An 18,328-nucleotide genomic window follows, 5' to 3' on the forward strand; every position below is an offset into this window, starting at 1 on the left:
AGCATTCAATTATTTTAAAACCTTATCTTCACCAAACCATTTTGTAGAGATTTCAGCAGAAGTGCCATCCTCACTCATTTTATCTAATGCAGCTTGAAGTTTTTCTAATAATGCTTCATTGCCAGGCTTGACACCAACCCCATATTGCTCAGGTGCTAATGATTCATCTAACAATTTGAATGTGTCAGGCTCTTTCGTCATATAATACTCAGCTACAACTGAATCGATAATAACTGCATCTACACGGCCTGTTTTTAAATCTGTTAATGCTAAAACATTATCTCCGAATTCAGTAACTGTTTTAATTTCTTTGTGAATTGGATTTGCATTTAGTGCATTTGCCGCAGAAGACTGTGATTGAAGTCCAACTTCTTTATCAGCTAAATCCTTTAATTCTTTTATAGAAGAATCTTTAAGTGTCATTACAGCCTGTGCGTTTTCTAAGTATGGTTTTGTAAATAATACCTGCTTTTTGCGAGTATCGTTTATCGTATAGCCATTCCATATTAAATCGATACGACCACTTATTAATTCTACTTCTTTTGTTTTCCATTCAATTGGTTGGAACTCTGCTTCTACGCCCATATGTTCTGCTGCGGCACGAGCTAAGTCGATATCGAAGCCAACGATTTCATTTTTATCGTCTCGGAAGCCCATTGGTGCAAATTTATCGTCAATGCCAATAATTAGTTTTTCTTTATCAGTTGATTTGTTGTCATCAGTTGTTTTATCTGTTCCTGTACCACTTGTTTTCTCCTCTGATGAACCACATGCTGCTAATGCAAACACCACGGCTGTCAGCATGAAAAGTAATACGAATATTCGCTTCATTTTAGTATTCTCCTAACATCATAAATAGATTTCTATTTTCGCTTTCGTTAACTAAATCACTAATGTGATAAAGAATAACATCGTACATTAAAATTGTCAATATCCGTATTGAATTATTAGAAAATGACTACATTTTAGAGCAATCCTTTAATGACTAAGAAAGCTGATAAAAATAAAAAAATAGGGAATATTAAATGAAGCAGATAGAGGAAAGGAACTGCAAGCTAAGGCAAAAACAGTTCCCAGTTTATAATTTAATTTTTTTCTTTTTGTATGGCCTTACGAGCTAAAGCATCAGCAGCTTTATTTTGACTATCTGGGATCCATTTAATAAAAAATAAATCGAAGGTATCTGCAAGTACTAATGCCTTCTCGAGATAAGGTTTAAATTCTTCATTTTTCACATATTCTTTTTCCAAAGAGGCTACAACAATTTTTGAGTCAGAACGAATAGAGACGATGCTTGAACCAAGCTTTTGAGCTTCCTCTAAGCCGCGGACTAAAGCTGTAAACTCTGCAATATGGTTATTGGTAGAACCTATAAACTCGCTAATTTGTATATGATGGCCCTCACCTTTAATAAATATACCTATGCCGCTGGGACCTGGATTACCTGCACTTGCAGCATCTATATATACCTCTAACATAAAATCCCTACTTTTTGTTTTATTTTCATTGTACAACAAAGGTGTTTCACGTTCATGTCAATTTTTTATCGTATAAACGGACAGTAAGACTCTGCAATTGAAGAAGTTAGTCATGCAAGCCTGATTGTAGATTTAGGTGTAAATAAACAAAATAGTTGCTTGTTCAAAACGTTCACTTCATAATAGTAAGAAGCGAATTTTGGTCAGGGAAGGAGCGAGAGTTCAACATGGATAAAGTGACAGTTATGAAAGATATTGATGAACTGCATGATATGTTTTGCGCGGATTGCTTAGTGATTAAGCAGCTACGTAAAGAGCGTGGAAAGCCAGGAGCTCATCGTTTCTGTATTGAGGCATGCACAGTGGGGGAGCGACTACAGTTTCTTGGAGAAGAGCTTTTAAAAGTATATAGTAAGAAGATGTAAGCAATCAAATTTTATTTTTTAATAAAAATTAATCATATTTACTAAAACTAATGCATAAATAACTATATGATCGGGAATATTACTATTGGTTGGTTACCATAGAAAAAGTTACCTTGTTGTTGGCTCTGCTGATAACAAAGTAGCTTTTTTCTATTTTATATACATAAATGCGCCGTACGCTTGAGGAGTATTCTCCAGCGTACGGCGCATTTTTTAGCGAACTTTGCCCATAGAAAAACAATAACAGAATATTGGTCACTCAAGTATTTTTTGAAATGATTTTAGTGGGTCTTTCACTATCCATTTAGGATTAGGAAAACGAGGTTACTCACTATTTAGTAGCAGCATAATTACTTAAGTCTTGATAATATTTTGTAAGAGAGGAAGCAGAAATATCGAACGACGCAGCGATTTCTTTCGCAGTCAAGGATAGGGTCTCGAATAACGCCTTTTCTTGCCCATAGCGAATCGCACCAGCAGCAATGGCAGCTTCTTTGCGTGCAGATGGTTGTCCTTCAATTAAATAATCCTCTAAAAGCTCTAACATCGGAGCAGTCTCACGATCATTTTGCTCAAGGAAATCCTTTACTTGAGTTAAGACATTGCTCTCAAAGTTTGTGAATTCCTCTCCTTTATAGCCATTAAATACAAGTAATTCCCAGAAGGATAGATGTTCTTCTTTCAGGAATGCGCTTGCCTTTTTCTCTGAGCCCTCAAAGGATTTCTTAAATTGCTCAAATACTTTTGCATGATCTTGAGGGAAAAAGATCAGTGTTGAAACAGCTAAATAATGCTCTAATTTTTTTGATCCGTCTGGTAAGAGGAAGGCAAAAACATGCATACCTTCAGGGATTGGCTTGTCGTTTTCTCGACGAATATAAATTTCTTCATTTGTTAGCACATGGATAGCCTTGAAATAATTTTCTTCTACAGTGGAGACAGACCCAATAAATAAATTAGGCTGTGACCAATTTTCTAAAACCTTTAAAGTAGAAGGTCTTACCGTTTTTTTCTTTGTTTTCTTTAAATAGCCTTTCCAAATAGATGGCTCTTGATGGAAGAAGAAGTCATCTAACGCAACTGCCTCAATCAGTTCTCTTTGTAACACGCTCTCTAGTTTAGGCTGCCATGTTGCTACATGCTCGATATAGGCACGAACATCTTTACGCTCAGGATATTCCATGTAAAATGTTTGCAGCACACGCTCTAATTCTTCAATTGCTACAGTTTCAACTGTTACCTGCTGTTTACCTTCACAACATTTTTTGTATTTTTTGCCGCTACCGCATGGGCATGGATCATTACGTTTTACCATAATTAGATACACTTCCTTTGAAAATTGTTAGTCGGTTTTTGCTAAATAAATTGCATACATTTAATAATAACGGTACTTTTGTATGAAGAAAAATGATTGTCTATTTAGAAATATCAAAAAAATGTAGAGGGACGCCCTAGTTCTAGTATATGTACACATTTTCCTGATTAGAACCAAAAAAGAAAACCATCTACGCTTATAGTAAAGCATAGATGGTTTTTAAAGAATAGTTGTAATTAGCCTTTTATTGCTTCCATTTCCACCGTTAATCTCTCCAGCTCATCAATAAGATGGCCAATATAAGCAATTGTCTCACGAAGCGGTTGATCGGTTGTAACATCAACCCCTGCCATTTGAGCAAGTTCTACGGGTGACTTTGTACCGCCAGCCTGAAGGACAGCTAACCATTCTTCAACAGCCTTATCACCTTCTTTTAATATACGCTGAGATACTTGTGTAGAAATCGTTAAGCCAGCACTATATGTGTATGGATATAAGCCCATATAATAATGAGGCTGACGCATCCAAGTAAGCTCTGCACCTTCGATAATATCGACAGTATCGCCCCAGAAATCTTCTAGAACAGTACGTTTTAATTGATTTAAAATTGTTGCATTAACAGCTTCACCAGCGTCAATTAATTCATATACTTTTCGCTGATAGGCTGCTTCTAGTAAATGTGTGACAAAGTTATGATAATAGGTTTTGGACACAATATTAGAAATAACCCATCGTTTAAAGCGAAGATCATTATTATGTGTTAATAAATAATTGGCTAGCAGCATTTCGTTCATTGTTGATGGTGCTTCGATAAAGTATAATGACGGTCGACTATTAAAATAAGATTGATGGGCATGCGTATTGGCAAAGTGACCCGCGTGTCCAAGTTCGTGAATAAGTGTGAAGACCTCATTCATACGCTCATTCCACGACATTAAAATATACGGATGACTGCCATATGGGCTTGAACAGAAGGCACCAGTGGATTTTCCTTTGTTTGGCGCGAAATCGATCCAACGTTCATTAAACGCTTTTTCAATCATGTTTGTATAATCTTGGCCGAGTACTAATAACGCATTTTCAACATAATTTTTCGCCTCAGCCATCGTTAGCCTTGGATCATAATCTGAATCAAGGGCAATTTTTAAATCAGCAAATGTCATATTATCGATACCATTTGCTTTTTGAATCAACTTAGCATAGCGGCGCATATGTGGGGCAAGCTCTTTTGTAATAAGGTCTATTTGACGATTATAGAGTGAACGATCGACTTCCTGATCAAATAATAGGTAATCAATGACTGAGTCAAAGCCTCGTAAATCAGCTATTGTTTTTTCCTGTTGAATGTGCGTGTTATAAATTTTGGCAGTAGTATGCTGATATTCTCGTAACTTATTCGAGAATGCTTTAAATGCTGAACGGCGCACATTTGTATCTGCCTCGAATTCCCAGCCGTTTTCATATAAAACAAAGCTTAATGGATGTTTTTCACAATTTGCTTCAAATTCTCCAAAATGCATATCTACTAATTTTGCAGTATTGTATGTTTCGTAAGGTGCCTCAAAAGTAGCGTTTAATGCAGCTAATGCTTTTTCCACTTCTGGATGTAGCTGATGGGGCTTTCGTTTTAACAAATCCTCTATATATAGCTTGTAAACAGGGCTTAGAAGACTAGCTTCCTTTAAAATTTCTTCGTCTAATGATAGCAATTCACTACGTACAAAAGATAGTGAGCTAGTTATTTTTCCGACTGCTGTACTAAATTTTGCAGCACGCATTTGGGCTACATCATCTGTATGATCTGCTTGAATAGTTAAGCTGGCATAAGTACCAATTGGAACAATGCTTTTTTCTAATGCCTCAAAAGCTGTGAGAACCTCAATGACCTTTTGAGCATCTGTAATTGTACCTTGATAATTGCGCTCAAAGTGCAATGCATCTTCTACAAGCTGCGCTAAAACAGGCTCAAAATCTGCATCATTTTCAAGTAAATCCTTCAAATCCCACGTTTGTTCTACAGGTACATCTTTTCGTAATGGTAAAACCTCCATCAATAAACACCCCTTTAAAAGTAAGTGACTTAATTATAACGAAACTATTTCGGAAAGTGAAATAATTTCAGAGAATAGTTTAAATATTCTTAATGAAGAAAGAATAACAAAATTTCATCCCAAAATAGCTGTGTTTGAAAATAGGTCAATTGGGAAAAATGTGTGTATAGCCAACAATGAATGAAACGCATACTAATGGCTAGAACAATTGACACAGGAGGAGAAATGATGACACAAAATTTAAACAAACAATTGAATAAGCTTGTAGCAACATGGTCTGTACTTTATACGAAATTGCACAATTATCATTGGTATGTAACAGGGAATGCCTTCTTTACACTGCATGCAAAATTTGAAGAATTATATAATGAAACAACGTTAAATCTCGATGACATTGCTGAGCGTATTCTTTCTAAAGACGGCAAGCCTGTCGCGACGTTAAAGGAGCATCTTGAGCTATCATATGTAGAAGAAGCAGCAGGAAATGAAACAACAGAAGAAATGGTGGCAACAACAATTTCGGATTTCCAAAAATTGATGAAAGCATTAAACTCAACAATGGAGCTAGCTGCGGAGGAAGGGGATGACCGCACAGAGGATATGCTAAATGCCATGTACCAATCTCTAGAAAAGCATACGTGGATGTTAAAAGCCTTCCTTGGTAAATAAAATAGAGTCAAGCAAATGGGATTTTTAAGAATAGGCAATTGGAGCAACTTCAGCTCCAATTAGCCTATTTTTATCTTTATACGAAGATGACAAAAAAGAAACAGATATCAATTTATTATTACAATTATAACAGTTTGGTAAAGGATGTATGAAAAGGGTTTTTACAGAGGAAAGTAGGGTAATATCCTAGTAAGCCATACAACTTAGGAGGAATTGAACATGATGAATGAACAAAACCCACAAATTGAAGTGGCACATACAAGGGAAGAAATGTTTCAAATTTTAGAAAGAATGCGATTAGAAGGCTATCACACAGAGGACATTCATATTATTGCAAAGGATTCAAATCAATTCGAGGATGTTAAATGGGATGCTAATGTGAAAACTCATGAGGCCGGTAATTGGCTAGATCAATTTAAATCGTGGTTCACTGGTGATACAGCAGTAACAGAAGGCTTAAAGCGTTTCGATCTAACTGAGGGACAAACAGCCTATTATGCACAGCTAGTGGAGCAAGGAGCCATTGTTTTATTTGCAGAGCGTGAAGATTTAGTTGATCCCAAGACAACAGTCTATTCAGAAGAAAACCGTTATCGACATGATCCGCTAGATCCACGTTTAACAGCACCTGAATCGCTAAATGGTGAAACAACTGCACAACGAGAAGAACGATTAAAGGCCGAGGAGCGTATGAATGAGGCGGAGCAATTAAGAAGATATTTATAGAGATAAAAGACAGAGTGTTTAGCGCTCTGTCTTTTCATGTTGTTGAAACACTATTATGTCCATGAAATCAAGGTGACAATTTAAAAAGTATAGCCCTTTTTCAAAACGAGGGGTTGATCTCCGTTCCGACTGAGTGCTTTCCTGGGGGCGTCCGATGAGCCGCTTGGGGCAACAGGAGGTTGGTCACGAAGGCGTTATCACAGGACGTGATGCTTTTAGCCTTCGTTCCCCTAATATGCTCGCTCCAGGGTCTCATCTGTGACGCTGAATCCCCGAGGAGTCACTCAGTCTACACTCCAATCAACCATTGCTCATAATGTTTTCATTGGCTTTCACATAAATGTATAGTGATAAATTGAAGTCTTAACCATCACTATTTTGCGCAAAAAAAAAACGGAACTTTGATAACATTTTTCTATGCGAAAGCAGAGCGACAGAAATAAGTGGCTTTATGTAAAGTGACAAAGTAGTTTTATGCATAAAATGTAGGTTGACAGCTATAGAATCGTACCATTATTCTATCCATTTAATGATGGTGGAATATGCTTTTACTTTACTTTTGAGGGAAGAAAATATTTAAAATTCTACACTATTGCTGATTGGAGTGCAAGGCTACTCGACTCCCGTGGGATAGCGAGACAGACGAGACCCTGCACGAAGCGTCAGCGTAGGAAGCGGCTCGTCGCTCGCCCACAGGAAGCCTTGCTCTGCGCGAAAGCGAAGCGTCAGCGACAAAGCGAGTAGCCTGGAACGGAAATCACCTTCATTTGACTTAGTAGTATTCACAAAGATTCCCTTGACCATTTAGTTTTTCAACACTATGAAAAGACAGAGTGTTTAGCGCTCTGTCTTTTATTCGTGTATCGCTTTTTCATGTTGTTGCTTTCTAAGAAAACGTAGCACATGAAGATGCTCTAACTGTGCAAATAGATTTCCAATTAGAATAAAGCTACCACCGATCATTAATTTTAATGTCAATCCTTCCCCGATAAACATCATCGCAAACATGGCTGCAAAAATCGGCTCTAAGGAAAATATTAGACCTGTATGTGTAGCAGACGTATACTGTTGTGCAACAGTTTGCCCTACAAAGCAAAATGCACTACAGATGACGCCGAGTCCTATAATAGCAATCCATGAGCTAGACGTATTTGGAAGCGTAGGTGTTTCAAATAAGAAGGTTAAAACAAGTGCATATAACCCAGCAAAACCAAGCTGGTAAATGCCATAAGAAATAGATTCAACATTTCTTGTAAAAGAACTATTTAACAGTAGATAAATTGAATAACATAGTGCTGCGATGGCCACTAGAATATCACCTTTTTGAAAGGTAAAAGAGCCATGTGCAGTTAAAACAGTAATGCCAATCATTGTACAAACAATCGCAAAACTTACAGCTCTTGAAGGCAATTTTTTCTCAATAAAACTACTGAAGATAGGCACTAAGACAACCGTTAAGCTTAAAATAAAGCCAGCATTTGAGGCAGAAGTTGATTCAAGACCGAATAAGCTTAGAGCGAACACAATGAATAACAGTAACCCTTGAATAGCTGCATATTTAAATGTTTTTACATCGACTTTTATCATACGTTTATAAAAGATGATGCCTGCTACGACAAAAGCAATGATACAGCGTAATGCCACTACATTATAAACAGCCAATGTCTCTAGTCCCATCACCATAAAGGTATAAGACAATCCCCAAAACATTGTCACAATTACCATTAATAAATTTGCTTTTCCTTGGATACTCATTATGTTCACCTGCAATCTGTGTACTAAAACAGTTTTTATACTAAAAATTACTATATATCTTGTATTGTGATTAGTAAAACGAATGTTTATAATGATTAGGATTAAAAAAATTCATGTATAAAGAGGTTTACGATGAGTTTAGTTAAATATGAGATTTTAACAAAGGTTGCGGAGGTGGCAAGCTTTACAAAAGCTGCAGATGCATTAGGATTAACGCAATCCGCAGTGAGTCACGCTGTCTCTAGTTTAGAAAAAGATTTCGGTTTTGCGCTCATTCACAGAAGTCGAGCTGGTGTCACATTAACAAGTGAAGGAGATACTATGCTAAGGGCAATGAGACATGTTCTAGATGCACAAGAGTTGCTACAGCAGGAAGCGGCACATATACTTGGCGTTACTCGTGGTAAAGTACGAATAGGTGTTATTTCAAGTATCTCCTCCAATTGGATGCCAGAAATTATTCGAATTATGGACAATCAATTTCCAGGGATACAAGTTGAGTTGCGTGAGGGAGATTATTATGAGATTGAGCAATGGCTGCTAAGTGGAGAGGTTGAGGTAGGATTTTTAAATGGGCAAAAGTCAGAGCAATTTCTATTTACAGAACTACAGCAGGATCCATTGTTGTGTATCGTTTCTGATAAAAGTCCATTATTTAACAAGACAGAAATAGATATTATTGAACTAGAGGATATGCCCTTTATCATGACCTCCTATAAAGGAACAAATGATGTGAAAGTCATTTTGGAGCAATATCATGTAAAGCCGAATATTCGCTTTGAACTATCAGAAGAAGTAGGAATTATTTCGATGATTTCCCATCATCTTGGCATCAGTATTTTACCAAAGCTAGTGATAAATACATTACCATCTACTTTAAAGGCAATTCCTTTAAAGCAAGGCGGGTATCGTACAATTGGTATCGCAATGAAGCATCAAGCATCTCCTGTTACAAAGAAATTTGCAGAAATTTTAAGTACTTGGCTTCAAGAGCAAAATAATCAAGCATAATTGTTAAGTAGGAGAACAAGAAAAACGACATTGATGCATCTCCTAGCATTACGTTAAAATAGTATTTGTAGATATTTAAGAGAATGGGTGAGTGTATGGGGACTTTACATGGGAAGACCGTACTCATTACAAGTGGGGGAACACTTGAAAAATGGGATGATGTACGAGGGCATACGAATTTATCTAGGGGAACAATGGGCTGTTATTTAGCAGAGGCGGCACTAGCTGCTGGCGCACATGTTCTATATATGCATGGCTATTTTGCACAGCTTCCAGCAAATAAAGATAAAATGCGTATAATCAGATTTGAGGGCATTGAGGATTTAGGTGATAAGATTCGACATGCTGTGCAAGAAGAACAGGTAGATGTTGTGATTATGGCTGCAGCTGGTTCTGACTGGGTCATTGACAAAGTGTATGATCAATCGGGTAATTTAATGAAGGAAGCAGGTAAAATGCCATCTGATGAACCTCCTATTATTCACTTTAAGAAAGCGCCTAAAATATTAGGACAAATAAAAGGTTGGCAGCCCAATGTGACATTAGTGGGCTTTAAGCTTGAAGCAACAGATGATGAGGAGTTTTTATTATCACGGGCGCGACTACGGATGCAAGCAGCCAATGCTCAATTTATGGTAGCAAATAGCTCTCAATCATTATATGGTGGACAAGAACCGCATTGGATTGTTCCAGCAGAAGGTCAACCAATCAATGTGATAGGTAAGGCAGAAGCGGCCAAGGCATTAATGGAATGCTTACAACAAGACTAATCGTTAAGCTGTGTAGATATTCAAGACTCTACATAGCTTTTTCTTGTTTTACAAAGTGATATAATTTATTATTAACTTAACGGTCGGTAAAAACGGAGGGATATAATGGGGAATCGAGAACAAACATTTAATAAAATTCTAGAAGTCGCTTACGTTATGTTTGCAGAAAAGGGATTTGATAAATCAAGCTTAGCAATGATTGCAGCAGAAGTAGGAATATCAAAACCAGCAATTTACTATTACTTTCAATCAAAAGATCAATTAATAGCCCATTTATTTGAGGAAATCTGTAAAGAAATTAAACTCGAAATGACCTTTAACTTTAAGGATATTTCAAAAAGTAACCTAAAGTCGAAGCTCTTTGAAATTGGGTATATTTCAATTGAAGAGCAAAAGAAAGATCCATATTTTAATAAAATATTTAATCAATATATGCTATTAGCTTCTCGTGATGAAAGCTATATGAAAAGATTAAATGATTTACAAACTGGTTTTCTAGCAAGCTTTTATGAATTATTGCAATATGCTGTTCAAATTAAGGCGATCAATAACGTAAATATTGAAGCGAAGGCACATGTACTTGCGATGGTTTACGATAATATTGGAAATTTCATGCTTATTGGTAGCACATTAAATTACAAAGACATTTGGAAGGAAGCTGTTGAAAGTATCATCGGGGAGAACGATGATGTAGTGTGAGCCGACTGGCATACGTATGAGCTTCCACCAAATTGTATCCAATACAGCTTAATCCCTTATCATTATTGTGCGTTCTATCTATCTAAACGTTGTATAGGTTAGCGTCATATTCATTGTTGAATGGAGAAATAAATGGTGCGGGGGACCAATAGAATATATATATGAAGAAGTAAAAGAAAGACAAGAAAGCCCATACTTATACAGAGGATAGACCCTTTTTCTTAATTTCAAAGTATTCTTCTAGGTTTTGTTATATTTATATTGACATTGGGTTTTCAGAATTATAGAATTATTTCCAAGAAACGTAATACTTCTAACGAGAGAGAAAAAGAGACTTGGCCTATGAAGCCTTGGCAGTGTAGATGCTAATGCTAAATCCAACACAAGGAAATAAGGAGGCTAACAATTAATTTAATGCGTTGGCTTCTTTTGTACAAAAGAATGAAAAGAAGGGGTGTATTGTATGGTTCAGCAAGCAAAGGTAGATGACAAAAAAATAGAAGCAATTGCCAAAGCAATTCAAAATTTAGAATTTGGAGAAGTGCAAATTACGATTCAAGATGGTGTCATCGTTCAAATTAACAGGCTTGAAAAGCAAAGATTTCCACAGAAAAAATAACATGATTAAGGGGACAGGACTCCTTATCAGGTTACTTTAAATTAGCGAAAACTCCTCGAATCAATTGAGCTTTGTAGGCAGTTAATCGTTCCCTACATTTGGAAGTAGATAATTTACTGCGGAATAAATAATACTTGACCAGATGTCTAAGACCACATAGGTAGAGATGTATTTCTTTGCTTGTATGTGGTTTTTTGTTTGGTTGCTGGGCAAAAAATGGTGAGTGGTGAACTGGGGTGGAATTAAAAGTGATACAAAAAACAGGATGATTTGACGTCACCCTGTTTTTTTGCATTATTTCAAATTCATCTATTCATAAAAGCTTCTTGGAATTTGACCGATATGTCTTCGATGATAGAGTAGAGGCTCTATTTGAGTAGCATCAATATCAAGGACTTGCCCAATAAATATTGTATGATCGCCTGCATCAATTTGCTGAAATGTTTTACATTGTAATATGGCTGCGGTATCATGTAAAATCGGTAGACCATGAATGGAAGTTGACCATTTCGCCTGTGCGAAACGATCTGGAATTTTACTGGAGAATAGTGTACATAAATGCTGCTGATTGCTCGCTAGTATATTGACAGCAAACTTTTGGGTAGCTGTAAAATATGGATGTAGCTGCGACTTTTTATCAAGTGACCATAAAATAAGGAGTGGCTCTATGGAAACAGATGCAAAGGAGTTTACAGTTAGACCAATTGGTTCATTTTTGTCATTACAGGCAGTGACAACTGTAACACCTGTAGGATAATTTCCTAATGCTAGTTTAAAAGCGGCTATTTTATCTGACATTCTAATCACCTCTTGTTATTTTATACCTTTTAAGAATTACGTTTCATTATTAAGTGAATATACCATTAATTATTGCAAATGAAAAACCTTTTCAATGCGCATAAAAAAATAGCAATCATAAAATATAGTAAATTCAAAAATATTTGAATTTTCTTAATATTATTTTAAACCAACAAAACTAACAGGTAAAGTATATAATGAGAGAGTAAAAGGGGGTTTAGATATGACATTGTATTTTGATCATTTGGTTCATCAAGTTCAATCACCGGAGAATTCAAAGGTTTTTTTAAACAAACGTAATATCCATACAGTGAACGGAGGCCAACACAAAATGTGGGGGACATATAATACGTTAAGCTATTTTGGATTAAACTATATTGAGCAAATTGCCATCTATGATCGTGATTTATTTGAACAGGCAGCAGAATTGTCTTATTCCTTACATTATACGTTTAAGCGTGACAAAGAGCGCTATGGTTTTTCACGAATTGCATTGCGAACTAAAAATATTGAGAAACAAGGGGCAAGGTTACGTGCAATGGGGTTAGAAGTTTATGGACCTGATGCCTGTAGTAGAACTCGTCCAGACGGCTCCATTGTAGAATGGAAGCTATTACATTTTGGGAAATCAGGGCTACCAATTGATTTTCCATTTTTGATTGAGTGGGCTGACGAGGATGAAAAACGATATTCGCAGCTAAAGGATAGTGGAGCGATTGATACGAATCATTCTATAACGATGGAGTCTGTTCAATTTTTTGTTAAAGATGTGCAAGCTACAGTTTCATTATGGCAGAAAGTATTAGAATTACCTGAGCCTCAGCAACATCCTCAATTTATATCCTTACAATTGCCCAATATTCGTTTGGATTTTTATGAGGAAGCAGCTGCAAGTACTTTGACACTTGGTCATGTAAAAGAGGGACCATTTGGGGTAACGCTAAAAGATCCTGATCGAACAAAAGAAACGCTTGTTTTTCCAGCTGCATTTTATTGGGTAAATCGTTGATGTTTAGCTAGGACTATCAATTACGCAACAGCGTACTTACATCCAGATTTTCTCAAGCTTGCTCGCAAAGCTCCTCTTCAAAATGCCAGAGACTTTATCTTGATTCAACGGGCGTACAAACGCTTGCTGAATAGGAAAAAAATGCATTCATCTCATCTCTTATTGAGGTGATAGTATACTGTACCTGACGCTTCGCTTTCAGTACAAAAACATTCGCTGAATCAAAACAAAAAGGAGCTGTTCATTTTGGAAGAACAGCTCCTTTACGCTTATAATTTCACAACATTTGACGCCTGTGGTCCTCGATTGCCTTCCACCACATCAAATGAAACTTTTTGACCTTCTTCAAGTGTACGGAAGCCTTCCTCTTGGATCCCCGTAAAATGTACAAATACATCTTCTCCATCATCACATTCAATAAAGCCATAACCCTTTTCATTATTGAACCACTTTACGATTCCCTGTTGCATAAGCATTCGCCTCCAATGCGCTTGAATGTAAAACTCATCAATTAAGTTTGACATAATTGAGAAAATGTGAAAAAATGCATTTTCATTAAGAACATACATGAATTGAGCAAAGTTGTCAATTGATTGTCGAATTGCTTGCATAACTAACTATGTTTTCTTTCACAATAAAGTCTATAATGAAGTTGAACAACATAGAAAGTAGGATGCCAAATGACAACGAAAAATCAACCATTAACAGATTTAGAAATCGCGAGTCAAGCGGTTATGAAGCCTATTACGGATATTGCGAAAACAGCCGGTATTCCAGAGGATGCCCTTGAGCAATATGGACGCTACAAGGCAAAAATTGATCCATTAAAAATTACAGCACACGGTGAGGATGCAAAGGTAGTTTTAGTAACAGCGATTAGTCCTACTCCAGCGGGGGAAGGAAAGTCAACTGTAACCGTTGGACTGGCGGATGCTCTTCATCAGTTAGATAAGAATGTAGTTGTGGCTTTGCGTGAGCCGTCCCTAGGTCCAGTAATGGGGGTAAAGGGTGGCGCAACAGGTGGTGGATATGCACAGGTTGTTCCGATGGAGGATATTAATTTACATTTTACTGGTGATCTCCATGCGATTACAACTGCCAACAATGCATTATCAGCCTTTATAGATAATCATATCCATCAAGGCAATGTGTTAAACATTGATCCACGTCGTATCATTTGGAAGCGTGTGATGGATTTAAATGATCGAACACTGCGAAAAGTAGTCGTTGGTCTAGGTGGTCCTGTTCAAGGGATGCCGCGTGAGGATGGCTTTGACATTACAGTTGCTTCAGAAATTATGGCTGTCTTTTGTTTAGCGACAAGCATAGAAGATTTACGTGAGCGTTTAGCAAGTATTGTAATTGGCTACACATTTGAGCGTGAGCCTGTATTTGTACGTGATCTGCAAGTAGAGGGTGCCTTAACACTATTATTAAAAGATGCCTTTAAACCAAACTTAGTACAAACACTTGAGGGCACACCTGCAATTATACATGGTGGACCATTTGCTAATATTGCACATGGCTGTAACTCGATTATGGCGACACAAACTGCTCGTAAGTTAGCGGATATAGTGATTACAGAAGCTGGATTCGGCTCTGATTTAGGTGCTGAGAAATTCATGAATATTAAAGCACGTAAAGCCGGCTTTAAACCAAGTGCTGTTGTTATTGTAGCAACGATCCGAGCTTTAAAAATGCATGGCGGTGTTGCGAAAACAGCGCTTGTAGGGGAAAATGTTGCTGCCCTACTACAAGGAATCGAAAATTTAGCGAAACATGTTGAGACAATTCGTGCATTTGGCGTTGAACCGATTATCGCATTAAATCGATTTATAACAGACACAGAAGCCGAGTTAGAGGCAGTCCTAAATTGGTGTAAAATGAATCATGTGCGCATTGCCCGTACAAATGTCTGGGAAGAGGGAGGTAAAGGCGGTCTTGCCTTAGCTGAACAAGTATTAGCTGTTTTAGATGAAGAAAACAACTTCTCCCCTTTATACGATGAAACAGAATCCATCGAAGAAAAAGTTCGTACCATCGTACAAAAGGTATATGGTGGAAAAGATGCACAATTTACCGACCAAGCGAAAAAACAAATCGCCCAGATAGAAAAATTTGGCTGGGATGTGCTCCCGATTTGTATGGCAAAAACGCAATATTCTTTATCCGATCAACCAAATTTACTCGGTCGTCCAGAGGGCTTCACGGTAACAATTCGTGAGGTTATTCCAAAGCTAGGTGCAGGCTTCTTAGTTTGCTTAACTGGTGACATTATGACAATGCCAGGCTTACCAAAAGCACCAGCAGCATTGCGTATGGATGTGGATAATGAGGGCCATGCAATAGGGTTGTTCTAAATAATATAATATGGTAAAGCTGCTCCTTTTAAGTTAGAAAGGGCAGCTTTTACTATTTTTCAAAAATTCAAAGGTAGATAGGCACCATATTGAATAAGTAAGAAACTAGTTAGCCATAAAAAAATGGCTATTCGAATGAGCATATTCATTGTAAATTCAAAGACAGAAAGCTTTCTTTCTCGCTTTATTTTTTTAAGAAGTCTTACAGTAAACAGGGAACATAGAAGAAGTACGGCAATAGATAATTCATAAATGTTTTCTAACAAGCTTATATTTTCTAAAAGGCTTTTCATAGATAATCATCCTTTCCTAAAAAAGGATATGAGCTGATTAAACTTATTATGTAGCTGACTCTGGTTTATGACTAGGGTCTTTTTGTGTTTTTGTTACCTATAAAGGCAGATTTATATAATGTAATATTTGGTGTTTTTTATAAACAACTACCCAACAATGGTAAGAAAAAGTGGATTTTTACCATAAATTTAATTGTCAAATGAATTTTTATTTAAAAAATACATTGAATTTTCTTTTTCTTTTAAATATAATTTATTTAATTATTAATTGGAACACTGTTCCGATAATAGGAACAAGGAGGGATGAGGACTTGAAAATCGCAACAGATATTGGCGGTACTTTTACTGACCTAGTTTACACAGATGAGAAGGGAAATCTTCATTTTGACAAGGAACATACCACTCCAGGTCATTTCGAGGACGGTATTTTAAATGTATTAGGGCGACATGTGACGGAAGATTCATTAATTGAATCATTTATTCATGGTTCAACAGTCATTATTAATACATTAACAGAAAGAAAAGGAGGCATAGTTGGGTTAATTACAACGAAAGGCTTCCGTGATGTATTAGAGATTGCTCGTGGTAACCGTCCAGACTTATATAATTTTAAGTATAAAAAACCAGAACCTTTTGTAGAGCGTTATTTACGACAAGAAATTGATGAACGCATCGATTTTAAAGGAAATATTATGAAAGCGCTTAATACCGAGGAAGTCGGAGAAATCGTTCGAAAATTTAAGGAATTAGGTGTAGAGGCTATTGCCATTTCGTTGATTCATGGCTATAAAAATCCAATTCATGAACTACAGCTAAAAGAAGAAATTGTAAAGCTTTGGCCAGAGGTGTATATCACACTTTCAAGCGAAACGATTAAAGAATATAGAGAATACGAAAGAACAAACACTACTGTTTTAAATTCATATGTAAAGCCAATTGCACATGCTTATTTAAAAAACTTAAAAGAAAAATTAAGCACGATTGGTATAACAGATCATTTGAAAATTATGCAATCGAATGGTGGTACAACAAGCTTTGATAAAGCGATGGAACTGCCAATTAACCTAGTAGAATCAGGTCCTGTTGCAGGTATGTTTGGAGCAGCGAAATTAGGCCAACTGCTAAATGAATCGAATATTATCGCTTTTGATGTTGGTGGGACGACAGCAAAATGTTCACTCATTACAGAAGGAAAAGTAAATGTTACAACAGATTACTATATTGAAAGAAATGAAAAATTTGCTGGGTATCCTATTAAAACACCTGTTGTTGATATTGTTGAAATTGGTAATGGTGGTGGTTCCATTGCACGTGTCGATCAATTCGGCTCCTTAAAGGTTGGTCCAGATTCTGCTGGTGCAAATCCAGGCCCCGTTGCTTACGGCTTAGGCAATACGCAACCAACAATTACAGATGCAAATGTCTATTTAGGAAGATTATCATTAGAAAACTTCGATAATCCAGTGTCAATTGACAAAGTAGAGAAGGCACTAACTGAAGAAATCGCGAAACCGTTTAATGTGACAGCAGAAGAAGCAGCGCAAGGAATTTTAGATATTGCTAATTCTAATATGCTAAATGCGCTTAAGCTAATTTCTATTCGTAAAGGCTATGACCCTGAAGATTTTACAATGGTTGCCTTTGGGGGCGGGGGTCCACTACATGCGATTAATTTGGCTCAAGAACTGGGCATGAAGAAAGTCATTATTCCATATGGTTCATCAGTCTTTTCAGCATTGGGGATGATGATGACGGAATACCGACAAGATTATATTCAAACAAGCTTAATGAAGTTTGATCAACATCATCTAGCCGCTATTCAAAAAAATATTGATGAAGCTATTGAAAATGCTTATGCAGATGCACCTTTATCAAAGGAACATTATTATTTCGAGATAAATTATGATTTGCGCTATAAAGGTCAAGAGCATGCTGTTAAATTGAATGCATCAAATATTACGATTCATGAAGAAGAGCTAGCTGAATTAGCAGAAGCATTCCATATCAAACATAAACAGGAGTTCTCTTTTGATTTACCAGACACACCAATAGAGCTAGTGAACTTACACCTCACAATTTATGGGAAAGATGAAGCTGTACAGTTTAAAGAGTTAGATTTCTCACATATTGACGCTTCTACATGTATAAAAGCAACACGAAAGTTATACGTCAAAGAAACAGGCTGGGTAGAGGTTAATGTCTACGATCAACAAAAATTAGCACCTGGCTATGTAATTACTGGTCCTGCTATTGTGGAAAATCCTACATCTACAGTTGTGATAAATGAAAAACAATCTATTGAAATAGATAAATACGGCAATCTAATTGTAGAGATGGAGGGGAAATAACA

18 protein-coding genes are annotated in these 18,328 nt (G+C 36.6%); 10 read left to right on the top strand and 8 right to left on the bottom strand.

The window, feature by feature from the left end:
• Window positions 1–9: 9 nt before the first annotated feature.
• Both AC1RNS_RS13380 and AC1RNS_RS13385 read right to left on the bottom strand, forming a co-directional pair.
• The gene (locus tag AC1RNS_RS13380) at window positions 10–831 is read right to left on the bottom strand and encodes an amino acid ABC transporter substrate-binding protein (RefSeq protein WP_492993300.1); all 822 of its coding nucleotides are present in this window, start codon (window positions 829–831) and stop codon (window positions 10–12) included.
• Between the two features lie 254 nt (window positions 832–1,085).
• Window positions 1,086–1,478, bottom strand: coding sequence for a ribonuclease HI family protein (locus AC1RNS_RS13385; protein ID WP_492993301.1), 393 nt, complete (start codon window positions 1,476–1,478; stop codon window positions 1,086–1,088).
• Between the two features lie 227 nt (window positions 1,479–1,705).
• On the opposite strand from AC1RNS_RS13385, the gene AC1RNS_RS13390 reads away from it, so the two are divergent.
• The gene (locus AC1RNS_RS13390; protein WP_492993302.1) at window positions 1,706–1,903 is read left to right on the top strand and encodes a zinc-finger domain-containing protein; all 198 of its coding nucleotides are present in this window, start codon (window positions 1,706–1,708) and stop codon (window positions 1,901–1,903) included.
• A gap of 331 nt (window positions 1,904–2,234) precedes the next feature.
• Here AC1RNS_RS13390 and AC1RNS_RS13395 read toward each other — a convergent pair whose 3' ends face one another.
• The gene (locus AC1RNS_RS13395) at window positions 2,235–3,218 is read right to left on the bottom strand and encodes an SEC-C domain-containing protein (RefSeq protein ID WP_492993304.1); all 984 of its coding nucleotides are present in this window, start codon (window positions 3,216–3,218) and stop codon (window positions 2,235–2,237) included.
• A gap of 236 nt (window positions 3,219–3,454) precedes the next feature.
• Window positions 3,455–5,269, bottom strand: coding sequence for an oligoendopeptidase F (gene pepF / locus AC1RNS_RS13400; RefSeq protein WP_492993306.1), 1,815 nt, complete (start codon window positions 5,267–5,269; stop codon window positions 3,455–3,457).
• Between the two features lie 228 nt (window positions 5,270–5,497).
• On the opposite strand from pepF, the gene AC1RNS_RS13405 reads away from it, so the two are divergent.
• On the top strand, window positions 5,498–5,938 hold the full coding sequence (locus tag AC1RNS_RS13405) for a Dps family protein (protein ID WP_492993308.1): 441 nt from the start codon (window positions 5,498–5,500) through the stop codon (window positions 5,936–5,938).
• A gap of 219 nt (window positions 5,939–6,157) precedes the next feature.
• Window positions 6,158–6,664 (top strand): general stress protein, encoded by a 507-nt coding sequence (locus AC1RNS_RS13410; protein ID WP_492993310.1) that lies wholly within the window; start codon window positions 6,158–6,160, stop codon window positions 6,662–6,664.
• Window positions 6,665–7,516: 852 nt separating this feature from the next.
• On the opposite strand, the gene AC1RNS_RS13415 is transcribed toward AC1RNS_RS13410, so the two are convergent.
• The gene (locus tag AC1RNS_RS13415) at window positions 7,517–8,419 is read right to left on the bottom strand and encodes a DMT family transporter (protein WP_492993312.1); all 903 of its coding nucleotides are present in this window, start codon (window positions 8,417–8,419) and stop codon (window positions 7,517–7,519) included.
• Window positions 8,420–8,536: 117 nt separating this feature from the next.
• Here AC1RNS_RS13415 and AC1RNS_RS13420 point away from each other — a divergent pair, with 117 nt between their 5' ends.
• The 4 genes from AC1RNS_RS13420 (at window position 8,537) to AC1RNS_RS13435 (ending at window position 11,518) form a co-directional block, all read left to right on the top strand.
• Window positions 8,537–9,430 (top strand): LysR family transcriptional regulator, encoded by an 894-nt coding sequence (locus AC1RNS_RS13420; protein ID WP_492993398.1) that lies wholly within the window; start codon window positions 8,537–8,539, stop codon window positions 9,428–9,430.
• 95 nt (window positions 9,431–9,525) lie between these two features.
• Window positions 9,526–10,200, top strand: coding sequence for a phosphopantothenoylcysteine decarboxylase domain-containing protein (locus tag AC1RNS_RS13425; RefSeq protein WP_492993314.1), 675 nt, complete (start codon window positions 9,526–9,528; stop codon window positions 10,198–10,200).
• Window positions 10,201–10,305: 105 nt separating this feature from the next.
• On the top strand, window positions 10,306–10,899 hold the full coding sequence (locus tag AC1RNS_RS13430; protein ID WP_492993316.1) for a TetR/AcrR family transcriptional regulator: 594 nt from the start codon (window positions 10,306–10,308) through the stop codon (window positions 10,897–10,899).
• Window positions 10,900–11,362: 463 nt separating this feature from the next.
• Window positions 11,363–11,518, top strand: coding sequence for a YezD family protein (locus AC1RNS_RS13435; RefSeq protein WP_492993317.1), 156 nt, complete (start codon window positions 11,363–11,365; stop codon window positions 11,516–11,518).
• 309 nt (window positions 11,519–11,827) lie between these two features.
• Here the strand turns inward: AC1RNS_RS13435 and AC1RNS_RS13440 are convergent, their stop codons facing one another.
• Entirely contained in the window at window positions 11,828–12,316 is a 489-nt protein-coding gene (locus tag AC1RNS_RS13440) for a flavin reductase family protein (RefSeq protein WP_492993319.1), read from the bottom strand.
• A gap of 223 nt (window positions 12,317–12,539) precedes the next feature.
• Here AC1RNS_RS13440 and AC1RNS_RS13445 point away from each other — a divergent pair, with 223 nt between their 5' ends.
• Window positions 12,540–13,325: a VOC family protein gene (locus AC1RNS_RS13445; protein WP_492993320.1), complete on the top strand. Its 786-nt coding sequence runs from the start codon at window positions 12,540–12,542 to the stop codon at window positions 13,323–13,325.
• A gap of 269 nt (window positions 13,326–13,594) precedes the next feature.
• Here the strand turns inward: AC1RNS_RS13445 and AC1RNS_RS13450 are convergent, their stop codons facing one another.
• Window positions 13,595–13,795, bottom strand: a complete 201-nt coding sequence (locus AC1RNS_RS13450) for a cold-shock protein (protein ID WP_004269397.1) — start codon at window positions 13,793–13,795, stop codon at window positions 13,595–13,597.
• Between the two features lie 210 nt (window positions 13,796–14,005).
• Here AC1RNS_RS13450 and AC1RNS_RS13455 point away from each other — a divergent pair, with 210 nt between their 5' ends.
• On the top strand, window positions 14,006–15,685 hold the full coding sequence (locus tag AC1RNS_RS13455; protein ID WP_492993324.1) for a formate--tetrahydrofolate ligase: 1,680 nt from the start codon (window positions 14,006–14,008) through the stop codon (window positions 15,683–15,685).
• Between the two features lie 59 nt (window positions 15,686–15,744).
• On the opposite strand, the gene AC1RNS_RS13460 is transcribed toward AC1RNS_RS13455, so the two are convergent.
• Complete coding sequence (locus AC1RNS_RS13460; RefSeq protein WP_492993326.1) at window positions 15,745–15,978, bottom strand: hypothetical protein; 234 nt, start codon at window positions 15,976–15,978, stop codon at window positions 15,745–15,747.
• Between the two features lie 311 nt (window positions 15,979–16,289).
• Between AC1RNS_RS13460 and AC1RNS_RS13465 the strand changes: the two genes are divergently transcribed.
• Window positions 16,290–18,326: a hydantoinase/oxoprolinase family protein gene (locus tag AC1RNS_RS13465; RefSeq protein WP_492993328.1), complete on the top strand. Its 2,037-nt coding sequence runs from the start codon at window positions 16,290–16,292 to the stop codon at window positions 18,324–18,326.
• The last annotated feature ends 2 nt before the right edge of the window (window positions 18,327–18,328 follow it).

The organism is Lysinibacillus sp. GW821-FHT14F06, assembly GCF_058803665.1.

Bases quoted from the DNA above. Each gene is read 5' to 3' on its own strand.
- AC1RNS_RS13415 (WP_492993312.1), bottom strand. From the start codon at position 8,419: ATGAGTATCCAAGGAAAAGCAAATTTATTAATGGTAATTGTGACAATG.
- AC1RNS_RS13405 (WP_492993308.1), top strand. From the start codon at position 5,498: ATGACACAAAATTTAAACAAACAATTGAATAAGCTTGTAGCAACATGG.
- AC1RNS_RS13425 (WP_492993314.1), top strand. From the start codon at position 9,526: ATGGGGACTTTACATGGGAAGACCGTACTCATTACAAGTGGGGGAACA.
- AC1RNS_RS13450 (WP_004269397.1), bottom strand. From the start codon at position 13,795: ATGCAACAGGGAATCGTAAAGTGGTTCAATAATGAAAAGGGTTATGGC.
- AC1RNS_RS13445 (WP_492993320.1), top strand. From the start codon at position 12,540: ATGACATTGTATTTTGATCATTTGGTTCATCAAGTTCAATCACCGGAG.
- AC1RNS_RS13380 (WP_492993300.1), bottom strand. From the start codon at position 831: ATGAAGCGAATATTCGTATTACTTTTCATGCTGACAGCCGTGGTGTTT.
- AC1RNS_RS13410 (WP_492993310.1), top strand. From the start codon at position 6,158: ATGATGAATGAACAAAACCCACAAATTGAAGTGGCACATACAAGGGAA.
- AC1RNS_RS13385 (WP_492993301.1), bottom strand. From the start codon at position 1,478: ATGTTAGAGGTATATATAGATGCTGCAAGTGCAGGTAATCCAGGTCCC.
- AC1RNS_RS13390 (WP_492993302.1), top strand. From the start codon at position 1,706: ATGGATAAAGTGACAGTTATGAAAGATATTGATGAACTGCATGATATG.
- AC1RNS_RS13440 (WP_492993319.1), bottom strand. From the start codon at position 12,316: ATGTCAGATAAAATAGCCGCTTTTAAACTAGCATTAGGAAATTATCCT.
- AC1RNS_RS13455 (WP_492993324.1), top strand. From the start codon at position 14,006: ATGACAACGAAAAATCAACCATTAACAGATTTAGAAATCGCGAGTCAA.
- AC1RNS_RS13395 (WP_492993304.1), bottom strand. From the start codon at position 3,218: ATGGTAAAACGTAATGATCCATGCCCATGCGGTAGCGGCAAAAAATAC.
- AC1RNS_RS13435 (WP_492993317.1), top strand. From the start codon at position 11,363: ATGGTTCAGCAAGCAAAGGTAGATGACAAAAAAATAGAAGCAATTGCC.
- pepF (WP_492993306.1), bottom strand. From the start codon at position 5,269: ATGGAGGTTTTACCATTACGAAAAGATGTACCTGTAGAACAAACGTGG.
- AC1RNS_RS13430 (WP_492993316.1), top strand. From the start codon at position 10,306: ATGGGGAATCGAGAACAAACATTTAATAAAATTCTAGAAGTCGCTTAC.
- AC1RNS_RS13460 (WP_492993326.1), bottom strand. From the start codon at position 15,978: ATGAAAAGCCTTTTAGAAAATATAAGCTTGTTAGAAAACATTTATGAA.